Below are 19,448 nucleotides of genomic sequence, written 5' to 3'. Positions count from 1 at the left end.
CGTTAGATCTAGGAAAAATTAAGTATTAGTTCCTAGTTATTTAAAATTGGTTAGCTTAGTAGGAAGATTTTGAAATAGGGAAAATAAAAAGGCCACTAATAGTGATATGAACCCCAAATTTAGGACATATTATTGATTAGCTTTGTTCAGAACCATATTCCGAAATTCTATCGGGGTATGTTTTTTTTAATACCGTTTTGATTCTATCATTATTGTAGTAATGAATGTAGTCTTTGATTGCTTCTTCTAGTTCATTCATATTCTCTTTCATCCTAATTTAGTTCACTTTTCATACTTGTAATTCTATTTTACTATAGAAACATTTTATCTTCGTAGCTAGTTAAAGTTTAACTTCTATGGAAGTAGGATGTTTTTATATGAGGTCGAAAATGGGATTAAAAATCGAATATATGAATTATTTTACATTGCTTAATTATTATCATGCCAACAACTAAAAATATTATAAATTGAATTATTATTAAAGTGTTTAAATTCACCGATTGTAAAATTAAATTGGACCATATCAAAATATTTTTAAAATTGCGATGCACAAAAATTCTGTTAAAAAATCCATTTGAGCTTGAAAAAAATACATAAATCAGTATAATTTAATATATTGGAGGGTCATTATGGAATTAATTAAAATACTTAATTATCAAGGAAATAAGGCTGCATTGATGCCATTTATCAGTACCAACCTTCGAAAATATGTTTCTCCAGGAGCAAAAATATGTGATATTTTTGCTGGATCTGGAAGCGTAGGAGCATATTTAAAAGACGATTATTCTGTAATTGCTAATGATGCTGAACTCTATTCATCCATCATCTCTTCCTCTTTGTTAAACATCCCATCAACTAATTCGCTACTTAAAACTAAAAAAATTTTTTTCAGAGGATATAAAACAAATTTTAAAGCACTTCTTTCACCTCATGAGATATCTGTTGCAAAGGAAAGAAATTTTCTTTTGTTAAATTCTACAACTGGTTTAATCTCGTTATACAAAAATTTTCCGACGATATGGAATGGAATAGATGCCCGCGTTAATTATAAATTACTCGCTGAGAATAACAAATACAATTTATTTCTATACTATTATTCAGGTACTTATTTTGGAATTGAGCAGTCAATTCAAATTGATTCTATAATAAAAACCATTCATGAAATTGATGATATTGAAATCCAAAATGTTTTATTCAGCTGTCTATTCTACGCCATGAGTGAGACTGTATTTTCGAAAGATGGGCATATGGCTCAACCTTTAAATATCACAAAAAATAGTTCTCGACACCTTAAGCAACGTAAAAAAGATATTTTCGAATACTTCAAAAATAAACTTGATGAATTTATAGAAAAAAGTACTAAATCATCTGATATTCAAAAAAGTACAGTATTTAACGAAGATATGTCAATTCTTCTAAAGGATGAGAAATTTAATCAACAACACGTGGATTTAATATACGCTGATCCTCCTTACACTGATATGCAGTACTCTAGATACTATCACTTATTGAATGTTGCGGCTAAATATAATTACCCTAAACCAACTATTTCAAGAGGTAAATTTACTAAAGGACTGTACACCGAGGGCAGAAATCAATCTGATTTAAGTAAAAAGAGTAAAGCAAAAAAACGCTTAGAGGAATTATTCAATTACTGTCACGAAAAAGGGATAGTTCTTGCTTTGAGCTACGCTTATCCAAAAGATGAAGCAAATCAAAAGACCGACAGATACACCATTTCAATTGAGGAATTAGTAGAAATGGCAAAAAAAATATTCGGTAACAAAAGAGTTCAAATTGAGTACAAAGATTATCAACACGCTAATAACCGAAATAGCTCAACAAAAGAAGTGCTTGAATATCTGATACTTTGCGGACAAGAAGTTCATAAGTCTCAATATAACCTAATCAAGTTAAAAAAAGAGATCAAATCACTTACTCCCACTTCTAGAAATCCTGTGTACAATACTCATTTATATTGGTCTCAAAAATCTTTCAATGTAATTGATTCTCTAATAACCCACTTATCTTCTAAAAATGACATAGTATTTGATCCATTTATGGGCTCAGGAGTTACTGTGCTTGAAGCAGTAAAAAATAATATGAACAGAATCGGTATTGGTTGTGACGTGAACGAAATGTCAAATTTTATCGCAAGTAGCATTTTGAAAAATATACCTAGCACAAATTTAGATATTTTGTTTAACAAATTTGAATGTAAATTAGATGATTTACTACAATACTATAAAACTGAATGTGATAACTGTAAAAACATTGGTATTATTTCAAAAGTCGTTTTTGACAAACCTGATAGAAATACAAATAATTTCGAGATTAAAGCCATTTCTTATACTTGTCCTAAGTGTGGAAAACGTGTTAAAGATCCAAATGTTGATGATTATTCGAGATTTATGACTGTTAAAAACAACAGATCAGTAAAAAATATACATCTTATACAAAATAGTAAAATTGCTGTAGGTGTCGATGACAAGATTAGCGATATTTTTACACCTCGTAATTTTTCTATCCTTAATGATATTGTTGAGTATATTCAAAACATTGATGATACTAATGACAAAAACGTTTTAAATTATTTGTTAATGTCTGTTCTTCATCTTGCAAAAATTACTGATACCCATTCAAATTCGCAATGGCCATTATGGATTCCTAAAAGTAACTGTGTTGAAAAAAACATCGTAGATCTATTGCATCGTCGTATGAAAAATCTAGCTAAAGCTCAAAATTATATTAAGCAACAATATTCCAATAGTGCTTTGGCTCACAATTTTTCTGAACTCAAAGAAAATAATGCATTAGTATTAACCAAAGGTAGCCAGTACATCACCAATAGAGAAATTCCTGATGATTCTGTATCACTTATAATTACAGATCCACCATACATGGATCAAGTACTCTATTCTGAATACATGCAATTATACAAACCGTTTATAGGTGTTAATTTCAACTTACAAGACGAGATTATCGTATCATCTGCTCCAGAAAGAGATAAGGGAAAAGACGAATATTTTTCACTTTTATACCAAGTCTTTGAAATGTGTAAAATGAAGCTAAAAGAGAACAACATAATGTGCTTATTTTTTCATGATAGTAATCTTGAAGTGTGGGTTAAATTAATACAGATTCTTGAACAAAATGGCTTTAAATTTATATCGCAAGAACATATAAAAAAATCTAAGACAGTAAAAAATATTCTCAGCCCCAAAAAATCATTAAATGGTGATGCTGTACTTTTTTTTGAAAATACTCGTCATAAGTTACCACAATCTATTACTTCGATATCTGTAAACGATATTGAAGATTCAGTTGTTAAAGAAGCAAAAAAGCTTCTTGAAAAATATGGTGATCTAAGCACTCCAGAACTATATGACATGGGAATTATGGAAATGTTGATTGAAAATGGGTGGCTAGAACAATTATCTAAAAAATATAAATCATTAGTCGAAATTTTCGAAAAGTATTTTATTTGGAAAAAAGCTTCAGCTAAATGGCACTTACAAGTTAAAGATGTCAACTTGCTATCTGAAATATAATAGCAATACTAAATAGCTACTGAATTAAGTTTATGACTTCAAAAATGAGTATATATTCTTAATTAGCTTCATTTGGAACTGTGCTTTGATATTTTATCGAAGTACAGTTTTTATTTATCTTTGGATATAACGTTTGATTGTTTGTTGAGCTCCTTCATATTTGAAAGGTCTTTAAAAACAAGGTGTTGACATGCTAATATTGATCAACCTATCCAAAATAAAATGTTTCCCGTATGCATCTTAAAACATATCTGTTGACTTGCCCTTGATTTTTATAATTGCTCTGCTTATGTGTAACTAATTATCTTAAGTATAACTTGTAGAACAGAGATAGTCACCTACCTCCAAGTGAAATTTCATACCGTATCAACACATATACTATTCGAATAACTCCCTGCCCCATATCAACTTTCTCAAGTCACCAAGTTGTCATCACTATCTTGATCCAACATATTATTGCTACAAAACAAACGAAAAAAAATAGGTTGTATCAGGACAAAACTAACAATTAGGTTGATTTTTATGATTTAACTAAATAGCCGCGTAAACTAGTTCTTCGATTTTTACTTTCTATTCTTTTAAATCTGATTATTATCATTTTTCATGGGTAGGCTTACGAGTAATATCATTATCTTACTTGACGTATTTGTAGTATTTGTAAATCTAATCATAAATAACATTCGGATATAGCAACCAGACTCTGATGAAACTTAGTATGTTAGCCATGATCGAAATGAATTCTCTTGAGAATTTTTATTAGAATGTATAATGCTAAATTTTACCAGAATCAACTGTACGTTTTGCTCCTGACTATCTAGATTATTTTCCTTGATATTTTTATTTTTTAATATAGTTGATGATAGATGATATAAGAAAACCTCGAAATTTTTGGCCAAATTTCGGGATTCACATCAGAGTAGGTTGTTATTTGCATATAAGTTATTTTGGCTGGCGATTTTATTAAGGAGTTATATTTACTCTAAATTAGAATTATAATATTTGCCTGGGAAATATTGATTTAACTTTATCAGTAATTCTTTGCCATCTACAAGTTCAACGTTTTGTAACTGTGCAATCTTTTTAGCATCCTTCGAATAACCAGATGTAGTATAACAAGCAATTTTATCAGCATCAAGACGTTCACGTTCAGAAATCAGTCTCTGTATTGGCGTCGCATCCACATTACTTACCCATCGTTTGCATTGCACTAACCAGGTTTCGCTAGTATTACCATTGAACCATTTTGCAACAATATCTACTCCCAAGTCACCGCTACCACCTTTACGATGGACATCAGCATAATTTTCATATTCCAACAGAGATTTACACAATTTTTCGAAATCATATGGATCCATTGTTGCTACATCAACCGCATCCTCATTAAAATCTTTTGGCACCTGTTTCTTAATGTAGTATTTTCCATCTGGGCTTCTATCCGCTTTATCAGCTATCAACTCATCTATTAGCTTAATATTATCATCGTTTAGTAAATCATATAGCGTTTGATTATTTCCGTCAGACAATTCATCGATTAATTCAACATATAAATCCTCAAGAACAAATTTTCCCTTCTTCTTCAATAATTTGCCAACATAAAAAGGAACCAACTCATAAATTTTTTTAAACAGGGTATCTTTATCTTCCTGATCTAAATAAAGTTTTGTTTTATCTAATTGAATATCCTGGCCATCAACATAAAAGTTGTCCTTGATTACCTTAACGATTGATCGTTGAATTTTTTCATCAAAATACACACCTTTAAGTTCCCTTTTAGCATCAGCTACAGCCATACTTAAAGTGTAAGGAGTATCTTTAGCTTTCTTCAACGCCTTATAAATATTATCAACTAATTTATTTTCATAATTTATATTATCTATGTATAAATATCTTTTATCTTCTGGAAGTTTTTCAAATCCAATAATAACCTCATTAATAAGAGTATTTTTATATGCTGATTGCTTTCGTAATGTCGGATCATTTTTTTCTACACCTACTCGAAAAGTATATTCGAACCCATTTTTTCGTGCATAATCAATAATATGTGCAAACACATTAAAGTATTTTTTCAAGCCTAGCTTGGTAAAAATAACAACAGGTGATCCCTCTTTTAGATGCTCAGAAAAAGTCTTAAACATCTTGTCCACATCATGGTAGTAATGATTTAAATCTTTTCCCTTTCTCTTAGTTGCATTAGTTACTACCATTTCATTATTTAACATTTTGTCGGTCAATTCAAAGTATCCATTATTATCGTCAAAATGGTTCAACCATATTCTAAACATCTGATTTCTTTCCAAATATGGTACTTGATCTGTATATGGAAAATCTGTAACAATAGCGTCGAATGTTAAATCTTTATTCTTTTGTAGATATTCATAATAATCGTCATTAACAACTTGATACTTAATTCCTTTGCCAAAGTCGTTCGTCAATGTTTTTTTGTATTTATTCTGGAATCTGATAAATTTTTTGTACCTGGTTTCAAATAAATACCATACATTCATATCCTGATCTTTTTCATTAACAACTTGGTATAAAATATCAGTAGAGCTGCCATACATCGCTATTCTCGCAAGGCTAAGTGAAGCCACTAATACCTGTTGCAGGAATTCTTTCTCTTTCGATGTTGGTAACTTAGAAATTTCATTCTGAACCATTAACAAAGCTACCTTATTACGATGAGAGAAGATTTCACCATACTTATCTGCTCCTGTTGATTTTGTGATATTTATGCGACTATTTTCGAAATAGACATCATTAGGAAAATCACTTGCATCCATTTCATTAACTTCTTGAATTTTATTCCAATCTAGTTCATCAAATTTTTTTGCTTCATTACCATTTGGAGATTTGTACATCAAAATAATATTGCAATCATTTTTAATTTCTCGATTTTTCTTTGGATTGAAATAACCATCCTTACCATTTTTACGGTCAAACAAAACTTTTTTAATATAGTTCTTTTCACCATCACATTCTGTCTCATAAAGATACATCACTTTATTCTTAACTCGATCTTGTATTTGTTGAAAATATTTATCTAATATTTTTGAATCAACTTTTTCAAATAGAGTTTTATCGACAGAATATGTATAATTATCTAGTTCTATACCTAAAAATTTACGATCAACCTTCTGGGAAGCAATTAGCGTCATACCACTACCTAAAAAAGGATCTAAAATATAAGCATTCCTGTCTGTCAAAGCCATGATCACTTTTGTCAAAATTTCAGGAGCTTTGCGGCCTTTGAAAGTATATGTTTCTTTGATAAATCGTGGAACAGAATTTTTAGTATCTGCCAATGCAGCATTAACTTTATTTGAAATGTCTAGAGTTTCAATTTTTTTCCTCATTTGCTTACCTGCTTTCTAATATCTGATATTCCAATAACTTTTTATCTTACTGCAAATTTTCCTCTACGCAATAATTTTTGTTCCGTCGGCTCATCTCTTTCTATGACTATTATTTTATGTCGCTAAGAATTTTAACGAAGATTGCTGACAATTATAAAATCAATTATAACCTTTTTTATTGATTATTTCGTACTTTTTCTGGTCTGTACTCTTTAACTCAAATGATTTAAGCTCTTCATTTAGGATAATATCCGCAACCTGCTCAATTGCTTCTTACGTTAGCAATTTTTTTCTAAATAGCACATTCCACGTCCTTATATCCTGAAATCGCTATTGGCTTGATCCCTGTCTGATGCAAAACTTTCGCAAAATTCCCTTCCACTCTCCACTTTATCTGTCAACCAGGCATAGAAAAAGGTTGCTATTATATTCTAGTATTCGATAATACATAATAAATAGCCCACATAAATCTGACGTTAGTTGTAATAATTATTGATTAAATATATTAGTCCGTCAATTATCAATACTAATTATACAGAAATTGATATATTAGATCATTTCAGCAAATTTTTTCAAAAAAGTCGTAGAGTGAATCCCAATTTTTTTCGCAGATACGGCATAATGAAGTTGTAAAGAAAAAGTTATTTGTATAAGGAGAATGATATGAAAGTTTTTTGTGTTTTAATAATTTTGCTATTGTTGCTCCAAACAAAAAACAGTCCCTTAACAAGGGACTGTTAAAGCACTACTATTAAATTCAATCGATAATCGTTATGCTGCTAAGATGATCATCACCTCATTATAACCATCTCTGCAACTTACTCATCACCATATACCATATTGTACAACTCGCTACCAAACACCATTTCAAAGTGGTCTTCTTTGAATAAATCCATCAGGATTCTCATAAGATGTTCTAACCAAACGCCATGTGTAGCCATGTTACGCCTGTTCAGATACTCAGGAATCTCTTCACCCTCTGCATTTGGTGATGGAATGTACCAGTTGTACGCATCGTGAAGACCGCCAGCTACTTTCAAATGCCAGCTCTCGTATTCCTCATCGTATAAAGCTTCGACAAGTCTTACTCCATTGTAGCTAACTAGCGAGTGGAATAAGTCCCCGTCTTTTTTGATAGTCTTGATGTTGTACTCAACACCGTAAATAGTGGCTTCGGCTTCTTCAGCCTTTTCGTTTTGTCTAATTGGCTTATATAATAACGGCATGATAAATCTAGCCATATCAAATCACTCCTTTTACGCTACATTCTTGCTTAAAGATTCTGCAAAGTCTGAGAACGTCATAAACTCATATACTTGGTAATCAACAAGCTCTTTGATTGTCTTGTCCAAGTCCCCCTTTTGTGTTTCTGAACCCTCCTACTTGCTGAAAGTAATTTCTGTCCATATTTGACGCAAATACATATGTAAGCTGAACGGCGGGAGGTAAAAAGTTCTCGTCTCCTTAAAACGGAGAAATAAATAGATCTGTTATCTGATAACTAATGGTGATTTTTTCCATATCTTTCTCCACACCGTACTATGTATTCATATCCATTATGAACTTTTGGCGTGCAATTTAATAGCATAAATTACAAAAATTCTTATATTGCCATTCGCTAATACTAATAGTAATGATTGATAACTTCTAATACGTGTTTGAAGTTTTTCTTTTGCAATAAAAAAGTCGCCGTACTTTCATACGGCAACTCAAAAAGGGATGTCTATTATTCTTTATTCCAAGCTCCAATCCATTCAGGACTTGTTCCGTCGACATTGAAGAATGAGAAGCCAACTGCATAATATTGTCTATCAGTCTGAGTTCCATTTGATCTACCAACAAAATAGCGAACACTTAACGCACCATATGCATGTTGCTCCTTATCACCTTCAAAGAAATAGTGCCAAATTGTATCACTCTCTTTGACAGTATTAAATATTGCATCTGCAACCTTAATAGGATTACGTTCTTGATTATTCAAATATGCTCCATTGACATCACTAAACAAACTTTTATGAATTAAACCCATGCTCATGTTCATACCCAATTTGACCAAACCTGGAGTATATTGACCAACAGTCTGAACATTTTGAGTCTCAAGACTTGCTCTCTTAGCCAATCTTTCCCATTCAGGCGTGCCTGGCAACAAAGAATTGTAAGCTAATTTATCCAACTCGGCATTTCTCTTATATCTTGGATAGCCCTTAGATACACGATAGTTTTGAATATCTTCCCAAAGTCGATCTTCAATTTGCTTAACTTGATCATCGGTAAAGTAGATATAACCCGCTTTACCATTTTTTCTTGCGTGCACTTCTTCAGTTGCTGTCAAGACAGGGGTATATTCTGAAGAAGTTCTAGTCAAATTATATCTTTTGCCATTAGTAGGCTTAGTTTCACCCGCCTTCTTACTATTAGAATCCGAATTGTTTGAGCTATCCGATTTGTTATTGCTTTTATTTGAATTCGAATTATTAGGGCTACTGTTGTCCTTTTTCGTTAAACCATACTTATCATCAAATCCAGCAACTGGAAAGCCTTGATGGCTATATAATCTTCCATTTTTAATAATATACTTTCCATCTGGAGTCAGCTGTGACGATCCACTTGTCAAAGACTTAGACTGATTGAAGTTAGCTGCCTTGACATACTTTCCATTGCCAATACGATAGATTTTTTGCCTGCAATCTTTTTAGTAGATAAGATCTTGATTCTTTTGCCTTTTAAAAGCTTTCTAGCCTTAAGCTTCTTGCCTTTAGCTGAGTAAACGTAGGCATTACGGGTTAGAGTTTTGTAGCTGCTTGCTTCTGCTAGTTGACCTTGAGTAGTTAAGCCAACTGTCAAAAGACTAGTTGCAGCAACTAACAATGCGAATTTTTTCATTTTTCTTCTCCTCATGGTGAACGATATTTTACTATCTATAGATATTTTAAAAAATCGCAGAATTATTTACAAATTGTCTTACTTATCGGTCATAGTGCATATGGCGTACTCTAACATATTCATAGTGCGTTCCATCAGCGTACGCTTTTAGGCCAAGCTAAGAAGATTGGAAAAGCCACGCTGAGGGAAGAAAATACTTTTAATTTCTTATATGATCCAACCATAGTTGCATCATTTTTAGCATGGCTTTTAACCTTTGCCTTTTTCATAAATAAAACTCCTTTGTATAAATTCAGATTTCAACCTGTCCTTAAATAATAATATAACTTTTTACATCAGTACTTATCCTCTAAATAATGAAAAAAACTCATTACTTCTAAATAAGAAATAAAGAGTTTTATCAAAATTTTTCCTTAATTACCATTACCAATAAAGATCTGCAACTAAGATTATTTGTTGGTGGCCTTTTACAAGAGCAAATCCAACAGATACTGCTATTTGCGTATATGGGTAGCTCTTGGAAAGAAGTGCATCCCTGTGTCTCCAATTAGCATGAGCGTCGTTGAAAATCATTCCATAGTAGCGTAATTGGGCAAAGTTTTCCGGAGACATAGACAAATGATTCCCTGTTGCATACCCTAAAACTTCTCCTGAATGATACTCACTTAACCCAAATTCAGGATATACAGTATAAAATTTGTTGCTCCCATTTCTGTTATGTAAATTCACCGATGTCGTTCCAGTTTCAAGAACCTTGTCTATAATTTCCGATAATCGTTTATCGGCAATATTCTGTAATTTTGAATTAGATGTCTGCAATGGTGCAAGACCACGTTTAATTCTTAAAGAATTTACTTTTTCAATAAATGATTTAGCAGCTTGCTGAGCCCATTCATTTTTTTCCGCTTTGCTATCTGATACAGATGCCGTTAGACCTTTTGCTTCAATAACATTAGTAGCAACTTCCAGTTCATCCCCGTCATCGCCTTCCTTCCAAAGCAAAAGACCATTTTCGTAATTTACATAGTTCCAAGGATTTTTAATAGCACCAATAATATCCCCTTTGTGGTAATAGCCTTTATCAGTATATTTGTTAAATTCAGCCTCGGTAATACCAGTTGCCTTCATAACTTTGCTCTTAAAGGAATCAGCTTTTGCATTTTGCGATTTACTGGTCTTAGTATTAGATCCATTTACAACTGCATTGGCATATCTAATGTAGCCTCCACCAACTAGCTTAAAGTACTTTTTGCCCTTAATCTTTTTGGTTCCATAGGCTGAGTAAACTTGGTCAGCAAATAACTCAAAGCCAGTCTTCTTCCCCTTCTTGTTGTACACGTATGAATTCTTCTTCAAATAGATTTTATATTTAGTAGCAGCTTGAACTTGAGTTGGTTGAACGGCTTCCTTTGTTAAAGGAGTAGCTAAGCCAACACCAAGAAGCAATGTTGATGCGAGTAATGCTTTAATAGATTTGTGTTTCATGATTAATACCTCACTTCTTTTATCTGTAACTTAATTATTGCATTAATAAGGACAAAATACCTTTTGCGCTCTACGACATTAAGATTCAATTACCAATATAAGTTTGCAACCAAGCAGGCCCATGTTCTCCCATTAACCTTTACAAAACCAACTGATACAGCAATTTCTGAATATGGGTGTGTTTTAGATAATAGATCATCCCTGTGGCCCCAATTTGAACCTGCATCATTAAACATCATGTTGTTATATCTAATTTGAGCAAAACTTTCTGGACTCATACTCTGTGGTGTCGCTGTTGTCATTCCTACTTCTTCTCCAGCGCGATACTTGCTTAAACTGTATTCCGGATAAATAGTATAATACCTCGATCCATTCGGTCTGGTATGGCCACTTAAATCGTCTAGTCTAGAAATTTGTTGTAGCTCTTCTTTCAATCTAGCATCAGCAATTCTTTGAAGTGCTGAATTCGAATTAGTTAGAGGAGCTAATCCTTTTTAACCCTTAAAGCATTAACCTTCTCAATAAACAACTCTGCCGCTTGTTTTTCCCATTCTGCTTGTGTAAGCTTTGGTTTTGAAACAACATTTTCACTGTCATCAACAGTATTTGACTTATTATTTACCACAGCTTTTTTCTTTGAAGCCAATTTAACTTTGCCTTTAACAGCATTAGTAGTCCTTACATATGCATAAAAAGGATAATTATATACAGCCATAGGATCTTTAATTACATAATACTTCTTGCCAGCAATAGTCTTGGTACCATAAAACTTAACAGAAATACCTTTTTTCCAGCTCACATTTAATCTGTGGCCCTTACTATTGTAATCATAGCTCTTTTTGATAAATGTTATGTAATTTGCTTTCTTAGCAGCTTCAACATTGTCAGGCCTGTTCACCGCAAACCCTAGCCCTAACAACAAAAACGTCGAAATAATAATTCCAATCTTTTTCATTCTTAATTCCTCCACTAAACTTCCACTTAATAATCAATCCTCACATCACTATTGTGAAGTATTGACAAATAATTGTCCATTCTCAACAAAACTGCTATAATAACTATAGAAAAAGGAGAGCTATTGGTGTAGCTCTCCTTGCACAGATCCGTTATAAACGGTGGTACAGTATTATTTAACAAAAAGTCGCACAACACTGGCCAAAGATATGAGCGGCTTTTTGTTTGCCTATTTTTCTCAAACCGCAAAAGCCACTGCATCTAATACCGGATGTGCAACTTCCGGCTATCCTGCTTAATTTGCCAAAACTCCGCAAAATAGTTCTTCATCCCTGGCAAATTTTTCACTAACAGCTGGTATGGCCGACTAGTTGCCAAATTTTCCTTTTCTTCCCGATTATAAAGCGACATTCCTACAAAATAGTTATAATTCATCTTAAACATAAATTCATGAACTGCTGGCACATCAGCTTGATCGAAGCGTTTAGTCGAATTTTGCGCATTGTCAGTTTCTCTAAAAACCTGGGTCAGATACTTGTTAAAGTTATCAATACCCAGGCTTTTTTTCTCACTATCAGTCAGATAATCTGTTATTTCTAACGTCTGGTACTGATAGTCTATCCCCTCATTTGAAAAAATCGCCTCGCCATAATTTGTTTCTGCCACGCTGTAGGCACCTGTAGCAATATCAACTGCCGGACAATCATTCATTGGACCAGCAATGTTTTGTGCGTGAATATGGCCAGTGAAAGCCAATTTAACCTGGTACTTGGCAAACAGTTCCTGCAATCTATCTGCATTATCAAGCACAAATCCGCGGTAAACCATCTTATGGTGAGCATATAAATTATGATGCATGAAATAAACTACCCTTTGATTCTGTCTTTGAGCATCAAGCAGTTCATCTTCAAGCCAGGCAAATTCAGCTTCGCTTAGGCGTCCATTAGTGTTGGGCGCCGAAGTCGACGCCTGCTCGCCATAAATGCAAGAATCCATCAAGATCAAACGGTAATTATCATTAAGCAAAACCGAATAGCTCAAGCTGCTGTCATCTTCATGATATGCCTTGTCATATGACGCTGAAAAAATCCTCTTCCAATCTTCTGGACTAATCTGCTTGGTAAGATATTGCCGCTCCTGTGAAAATTCCCTTGCCCAACCATCATTAATATCATGGTTGCCTGGAACCGGCAAAAGTGTAATTCCATGCTCAGTTAATGGCTGAAAAATCTCTGCTAGTCTTTCAGCCGACTTCAATTCCCCGTTAAAAGTCAAATCGCCAGTTATGACAATCGCATCAGGCTTGTCAACAATTGCCTTTCTGACTAAGGCAGTCAAAGCATATTCTTGATGATCCAAATCCTTGCCTGCAGCCGTATCCCTCATCTTTTGAAAGGCTGGTCCATCCAAATATAGGTCTTGGCTAATCAAGTGTGTATCTGAAATAACCCAAATCTTGGGCTTATCTGTCGAAGTTAGTTTCTTATCTATCATAATGTAATTTCCTTTAGATTTTATCTTGTATCAACCTTACTGCATCTTCAAGCAAAAGACCAACGATTTAACTAGTTATTAAAAATTTCCCTAAAAAGTAAAAGAACTAGGCGCACTCTATTACTGCCAGCTTAGACTGGCTAACTGAGTGCGCCTAGTTCACTAAAAAACTAGTATTTTGCATATTTCTATAAATCTTATCTTCAACTCAAAATTAATTATTACTTACAGGATTTCAACTATTTAATACTATGCAGCATTATCGTACAAGTTTTCCAAACTGTTAATGTCGAAAGCACTAATCAAACGGGGATTCTTGACATCAAGGCTTGGGTACATTACAGAACGGGTATTACTTGTGTGAGGTAAGCCCATTGCGTGTCCTAATTCGTGCTCCACCACGGATTGACGGACTGTATCATTGAAGTTCTTTAAGAAGTAATCATTCAACTTTACACGAGCTGAAACAATTTTTCCTCCTCTTCTAGTGATGACTGTTTCTCCAACCCAGTCAGTTTTACCATAGTCGTCATTTATGATGACAATCTTAGCAGCACTTTCACTTGAAACTAACGATAAGTCAGCAGCTCCAGTTCTGTTCCATGACTTAATACCATCTTCAGAAGCTTCGGTATCATACCTACGGGTAGTTCTGATGCATACGGAGAAAGCAGGTGCTCCACCACCATTAACTCCGCTTGATGGGTCAACCATTGCAGCTCCACCTGCTGATTGACTACCAAGTTTCACGGTAACTTTCTTAGCCTTAGCTCTCTTGGTGCTCCGAACCATTTGAGCAACTTCGACTTCTTCGTTAGTCTTGGCTGATGATGTGATAGATGCGCTACCAACCATGCCTGTAACAAAAAACAACACTACAACACTTTTCCACAATCTGTTTTTCGTTATCATTTTGCTTGCCTCTATTTCCAGTAGACAAAGCGTTGGTTATTTAATTTTTTATTTCAATGTACTCCCCTGTATCTTAATTACAGGGTGACTATTAAATAACCAACACTGAAATTACATGTGATACATTTCTAAACATCTTTACGGTCATTATTATAATCGCTTTCAAAAATCTTGTAAAATTCAATAACGCAGTGTTATTTTTGCGTAAGATCAACATTCTCTTGATTTAGGGGGATTTTAAATATTGAAAAAATATAAAATAACTCGATTTTTAAAATTCTGATATTTGCTTATGTCAAGCGAAAGCGCTTGATAATCGAATATTTCATTTATATATTTGTATATAAATGAAATATAAATCAACCGGTGTCATTTGGCTTCATAGGTCGTATTTATTTAATTAAATACGTATATTATTTTTAAATTTATTATTTACGTTCGTATTTATTTAGTGGTCTAGATAGCAGTTCTCTTTTCTTAGATGGAAAATAAAATCGTCCCCCTCTTTTAGATTTTTACTTTCTAAAAATCTATACTTTATGAAAGCGCTATTACGGTATTTTGGACACTTGCTTTTCACAATCAGGAAAGTCCTGTAGTACAAAAAGATATTAATGTCAAATAAAACGACTCAGAATAACGAACTTTCTTTCTATCTTATCTTTCAAACTGATTATCCAAACATCAGAGCGAGCTTATTCAAATAAACTAGTTTCAGGCATAAAAAAATAGAAATCTATTTTAACTAGATTTCTACCTTAATTTTCGACTTCAAATAAAATATAACCCGATTTATCATAGCGATCTCGAGTCTCAGATAACTCAAATGGACGACCATCTTTTAAATAAGCTAGCTGGTGAACTGACAAAACGGCATCTCCTGGCTGGCAATTCAAATATTCGATATCATAAGCATCCACCTTGTCAGCAGTAATGACCCGGTTAGCCTTGCCGATCTTGAGACCAAGCTTTTCTTGAATATAACTATAGATAGAATCGTGCAAAATCTCCTTCGTCAATCCCGGAATCACCTTAACTGGCATGATCGTGTATTCTAGCTTCTCAGGCTGGCCATTGATCAGGCGCTGGCGAATGATGTCATAGACCTGGTCGCTTTCTTTTAATTTGAGCTTTTCAGCTTCTTCAGGCTCAGGCAAACGAATATCAAAGGAAATAACATGACTTTGAATCTTCCCCTTGCCAGCCATACTATGGTAGAAACCGTCATGCAGATTCGACAGCTGGGGCATGCGCGTATTTTTATTTTTAAGATAGATGCCACTACCCGGCACTACTCTAACTAAATTCTTCATTGTCAGCAGTTTTAAGGCCTTTGAAATAACTACCCGGCTAGTCTGGTATTGCTTAGCTAATTCGGCCTCCTTAGGCAATTTATGGCCGTATTTTCTTTGTAAAATGGCCTGGGTCAAATCTTCAGCAATCTCAATATATTTGGTCATTTGTGCTCCTTTGTAAATATATATCTTTACAAATTGATTCTTGTGTTTTTATTTTAGCATACTCCCTGCTTATAATAGTAGTAAAGATAACGTTTTCAAAAACATAGGAGGCTTACATATGACTAAGTTTTATTGGGGCAATTCCGTTTCCAGCATGCAAACTGAAGGTGGCTGGGACGAAGGCGGCAAGAGTTTATCCGTTTATGATATTCGAAAGGCTACTGAAACTTTGAGCGACTGGCATTTTGCTAACGACAACTACCATGAATTCGATCAAGACCTAGACTTGATGCAGGATTTAGGAATGAACATGTATCGCTTCTCTGTTTCTTGGTCAAGAGTGATCAAGGATGGCGACGGCGAAGTTAATGAGGAAGGCTTAGCCTTTTACGACCGCTTAGTCGATGGACTCATAGCGCGCGGAATCGAGCCAATGATCTGCCTTTACCACTTCGATATGCCACTACATTTAGCTGAAGAATATGACGGCTTTTTAAGCAAAAAGGTCTGCGAAGACTTCATCAGATACGGCAAGATCTTAGTTGATCATTTTTCTGACCGAGTTAAGTACTGGATTACTTTCAACGAGCAAAATCTCTACTCACAATCCTTTGCCAATACTATCAGCGGCGTGATGAAAAAAGACTTTAGCTTGCAAGACCTTTACCAAATCACCCACAACGTAATGTACTGCCATGCAGCCTTTGCTAATTACGTTCACCAAAACACTGACTGCAAAGTTGGCGGTATGCTAGCATATGCTGAAGTCTACCCCGCAACTTCAAATCCAAGCAATATCTTGATGACCAATCGCTTTGAAGAATTCATGAACAACAACTTGCTTGATGTCTTCACTTACGGCAAGTATTCAGCTGCTTGGCTACACTTTATCAAGCACAATCACTTGAATGTTGAAATGACTGAGAATGAAATGCAAGAAATTAGTCGATGCCGCAGTGACTACCTTGCCTTTTCTTACTACCAATCAGCAGTCTTAGATTCAACCAAGGTTCCAGTTGGTACTGCACCTAACTATTATTTGGACAAAGGAGCCGCTCACAACCCATATCTGCGCGAAAATGAATGGCACTGGTCAATTGATCCACAAGGCTTTAGAGACATCTTAAACAAGCTCTATTTGCGTTATCACTTACCTGTTTTTCCAATTGAAAACGGATTGGGCTTACGCGAAGAATGGGATGGCGAACACGAAATTCAAGACGACGAACGTATCCGCTACATGCGCGCTCACATTGAACAAATGCAAGCTGCCATGAATGAAGATGGCGTTGAAGTACTAGGCTACCTAGGCTGGGGCTTGATCGATATCCTTTCATCTTCAGGCAACATGGATAAGCGTTACGGCGTTGTTTACGTCAACCGCACCAACCATGATTTGCGCGACATGAAGCGCGTGCCTAAGAAGAGCTACCACTGGCTCAAGCAAGTAATTCATTCAAATGGAAAAATGCTTTAAAAATTAACATCGAGAAAACGAATGGCGTGTTTTTGACTTAATTTAACCGTCATTCGTTTTTATTTGCAAAAACGCCAACATCTTTTTGTGGAAATTAATATTTTTAAGCATAAAATATTGACAAAGCGCTAACATATCCTAGAAAATTAACTTAAGAAACTTTCCTAGAAAAGTGGGGAATCTTATGACACTATCTTTTAGTAGTTTTATTCAAAGCTTGAGTAATCCTGCAATGCTCCTAACGGTAGTACTTACTTTGGGGGTTATTTTTGTAAACGGTTGGACTGATGCACCAAATGCCATTGCTACAACTGTAACAACTAGAGCAATGAGAACTAGACCAGCAATTATCATGTCGGCCTTTTTCAACTTCCTTGGTGTATTGGTTATGACCACCATCAACAGTTCGGTTGCCGAAACTATCTCCAATATGGTTGATTTCGGTGGTGACACTCATGCATCAATGATTGCCTTGAGTGCTGCCCTATTTTCAATTGTAGCTTACAGTGTTGGAGCGTCAGTTTTTGGTATTCCAACTAGTGAATCACACTCACTGATTGCCGGACTAACCGGTGCAGCGATTGCCATTCAAGGTGGTACCAAAGGGGTTAACTGGAACGAATGGATTAAAGTTTTATATGGTCTTGTACTCAGCCTGGTGCTTGGTTTTGTCTTAGGTTGGGTAATTTGTAAAATTGTGGTGTTTATTTGTCATGACATGGATCGACAAAAGACCAACAAATTCTTTACCAATGCTCAAATCGCCGGTGCAGCTGCTATGAGCTTCATGCACGGCGCTCAAGACGGTCAAAAGTTTATTGGTGTGCTCTTATTGGGGATGGCCTTTGTTAACGGACAAACTTCAGCTGGAAGCATCATCATTCCTGTTTGGTTAATGCTATTATGTTCTATCACTATGGGTGTTGGGACCAGTGTTGGCGGCGAAAAGATCATCAAGTCTGTTGGGATGGACATGGTTAAACTAGAGAAGTTCCAAGCTTTTTCATCAGACCTTTCTGGAGCAATCAGTATTTTGCTATCAACCTTATACGGTATTCCAATTTCAACCACGCACGCTAAGACCAGTGCCATCATGGGGGTTGGTGCATCTAAGCGCTTATCTGCGGTTAATTTTGGCGTTGTTAAGGACATGGTGCTTACCTGGATCTTTACCTTCCCAGGTTGTGGTCTAATCGCTTATCTGATGGCTAAATTGTTCTTGGCAGTATTTTAAAGGGGAAACAACATGAGTAGAAAATCCGACAAATTTTATTTTGATACTTTTATCGAATGTGGCGAATACGCAGTCAAAGGCGTTAAGTTATTGAACAAGACCTTTGACCACTATCACCCTAGTCGCTTGCATGACTTAATTGAGGAAATGCATACTTTGGAACACGAAGCTGACAGCTTGAAGCACAAGATGACTCAAGAATTGGCTCGAGCATTCGTTACTCCAATTGAACGTGAAGATATCGTTGAACTTGCTCACCACATCGACAACATGGTTGATAACATTGAAGATGTTATGATGCGTTTGTACTGCGATGATATTACTGAAATCAGAGAAGATGTTTATCCAGTAGTCAGCCTTTTGATGGACAACTATGATGAAACTTTGAAATTGATCAAAGAATTCGCAGACTACAAGCACTCAAAGAACTTGAAAGAACACATTATCAAGATCAATGGTATGGAAGGTGAAGCTGACTTAATGTTCATCGAGAACATGAGACGCTTGCACAAGGAAGTTAGCGACCCAATTCAAATCATTGTGTGGCGCGATATCTACACTTACCTTGAAAGATGCCACGATGACTGTGAAGACGTTGCAGCTAACATCGAAATGATCATTTTGAAAAATTCATAAAAAACACAG

15 protein-coding genes and 1 pseudogene are annotated in these 19,448 nt (G+C 34.8%); 4 read left to right on the top strand and 12 right to left on the bottom strand.

The window, feature by feature from the left end:
• Window positions 1-129 precede the first annotated feature (129 nt).
• Window positions 130-265: pseudogene (locus tag BN53_RS09380) on the bottom strand (IS3 family transposase); the annotation flags it as partial.
• 364 nt (window positions 266-629) lie between these two features.
• Between BN53_RS09380 and BN53_RS02650 the strand changes: the two are divergent.
• A complete protein-coding gene (locus tag BN53_RS02650) occupies window positions 630-3,551 on the top strand; it encodes a DNA methyltransferase (RefSeq protein WP_009559361.1) in 2,922 nt (973 codons plus the stop codon).
• 974 nt (window positions 3,552-4,525) lie between these two features.
• On the opposite strand, the gene BN53_RS02645 is transcribed toward BN53_RS02650, so the two are convergent.
• The 11 genes from BN53_RS02645 to BN53_RS02600 form a co-directional block, all read right to left on the bottom strand.
• Window positions 4,526-6,904: a restriction endonuclease gene (locus tag BN53_RS02645; protein ID WP_009559360.1), complete on the bottom strand. Its 2,379-nt coding sequence runs from the start codon at window positions 6,902-6,904 to the stop codon at window positions 4,526-4,528.
• 818 nt (window positions 6,905-7,722) lie between these two features.
• Window positions 7,723-8,145, bottom strand: coding sequence for a hypothetical protein (locus BN53_RS02640; RefSeq protein WP_009559359.1), 423 nt, complete (start codon window positions 8,143-8,145; stop codon window positions 7,723-7,725).
• 485 nt (window positions 8,146-8,630) lie between these two features.
• Window positions 8,631-9,518, bottom strand: a complete 888-nt coding sequence (locus tag BN53_RS02635) for a hypothetical protein (RefSeq protein WP_009559358.1) — start codon at window positions 9,516-9,518, stop codon at window positions 8,631-8,633.
• Window positions 9,515-9,787: an SLAP domain-containing protein gene (locus tag BN53_RS02630; RefSeq protein ID WP_009559357.1), complete on the bottom strand. Its 273-nt coding sequence runs from the start codon at window positions 9,785-9,787 to the stop codon at window positions 9,515-9,517. Before BN53_RS02630 ends, BN53_RS02635 begins: the two co-directional genes overlap by 4 nt.
• Before the next feature lie 134 nt (window positions 9,788-9,921).
• Window positions 9,922-10,056 carry a hypothetical protein gene (locus tag BN53_RS09975; protein ID WP_009559356.1) on the bottom strand — a complete coding sequence of 45 codons (135 nt, stop codon included), beginning with the start codon at window positions 10,054-10,056 and terminating at the stop codon, window positions 9,922-9,924.
• 154 nt (window positions 10,057-10,210) lie between these two features.
• Window positions 10,211-11,272 (bottom strand): SLAP domain-containing protein, encoded by a 1,062-nt coding sequence (locus BN53_RS09225; protein ID WP_009559355.1) that lies wholly within the window; start codon window positions 11,270-11,272, stop codon window positions 10,211-10,213.
• 89 nt (window positions 11,273-11,361) lie between these two features.
• Window positions 11,362-11,706, bottom strand: a complete 345-nt coding sequence (locus tag BN53_RS09560; RefSeq protein ID WP_009559354.1) for a hypothetical protein — start codon at window positions 11,704-11,706, stop codon at window positions 11,362-11,364.
• Window positions 11,707-11,756: 50 nt separating this feature from the next.
• A complete protein-coding gene (locus tag BN53_RS02615; protein WP_009559353.1) occupies window positions 11,757-12,227 on the bottom strand; it encodes an SLAP domain-containing protein in 471 nt (156 codons plus the stop codon).
• Window positions 12,228-12,487: 260 nt separating this feature from the next.
• Window positions 12,488-13,720: a metallophosphoesterase family protein gene (locus tag BN53_RS02610; RefSeq protein ID WP_009559352.1), complete on the bottom strand. Its 1,233-nt coding sequence runs from the start codon at window positions 13,718-13,720 to the stop codon at window positions 12,488-12,490.
• A 249-nt stretch (window positions 13,721-13,969) separates the two neighbouring features.
• Window positions 13,970-14,632: a matrixin family metalloprotease gene (locus BN53_RS09220; RefSeq protein ID WP_009559351.1), complete on the bottom strand. Its 663-nt coding sequence runs from the start codon at window positions 14,630-14,632 to the stop codon at window positions 13,970-13,972.
• A gap of 758 nt (window positions 14,633-15,390) precedes the next feature.
• Window positions 15,391-16,092 (bottom strand): GntR family transcriptional regulator, encoded by a 702-nt coding sequence (locus BN53_RS02600; RefSeq protein ID WP_009559350.1) that lies wholly within the window; start codon window positions 16,090-16,092, stop codon window positions 15,391-15,393.
• A 118-nt stretch (window positions 16,093-16,210) separates the two neighbouring features.
• Between BN53_RS02600 and BN53_RS02595 the strand changes: the two genes are divergently transcribed.
• From BN53_RS02595 to BN53_RS02585, 3 genes are all read left to right on the top strand, one after another.
• Window positions 16,211-17,569: a glycoside hydrolase family 1 protein gene (locus BN53_RS02595; RefSeq protein ID WP_009559349.1), complete on the top strand. Its 1,359-nt coding sequence runs from the start codon at window positions 16,211-16,213 to the stop codon at window positions 17,567-17,569.
• A gap of 184 nt (window positions 17,570-17,753) precedes the next feature.
• Complete coding sequence (locus tag BN53_RS02590) at window positions 17,754-18,803, top strand: inorganic phosphate transporter (RefSeq protein ID WP_009559348.1); 1,050 nt, start codon at window positions 17,754-17,756, stop codon at window positions 18,801-18,803.
• A 12-nt stretch (window positions 18,804-18,815) separates the two neighbouring features.
• Complete coding sequence (locus BN53_RS02585; protein ID WP_009559347.1) at window positions 18,816-19,439, top strand: DUF47 domain-containing protein; 624 nt, start codon at window positions 18,816-18,818, stop codon at window positions 19,437-19,439.
• Window positions 19,440-19,448 lie beyond the last annotated feature (9 nt).

Source organism: Lactobacillus pasteurii DSM 23907 = CRBIP 24.76, from assembly GCF_000297025.1.
GTDB lineage: Bacteria > Bacillota > Bacilli > Lactobacillales > Lactobacillaceae > Lactobacillus > Lactobacillus pasteurii.
Note: the sequence above shows the minus strand (reverse complement) of the source record. Positions and strands in the feature narration are given on the sequence as shown.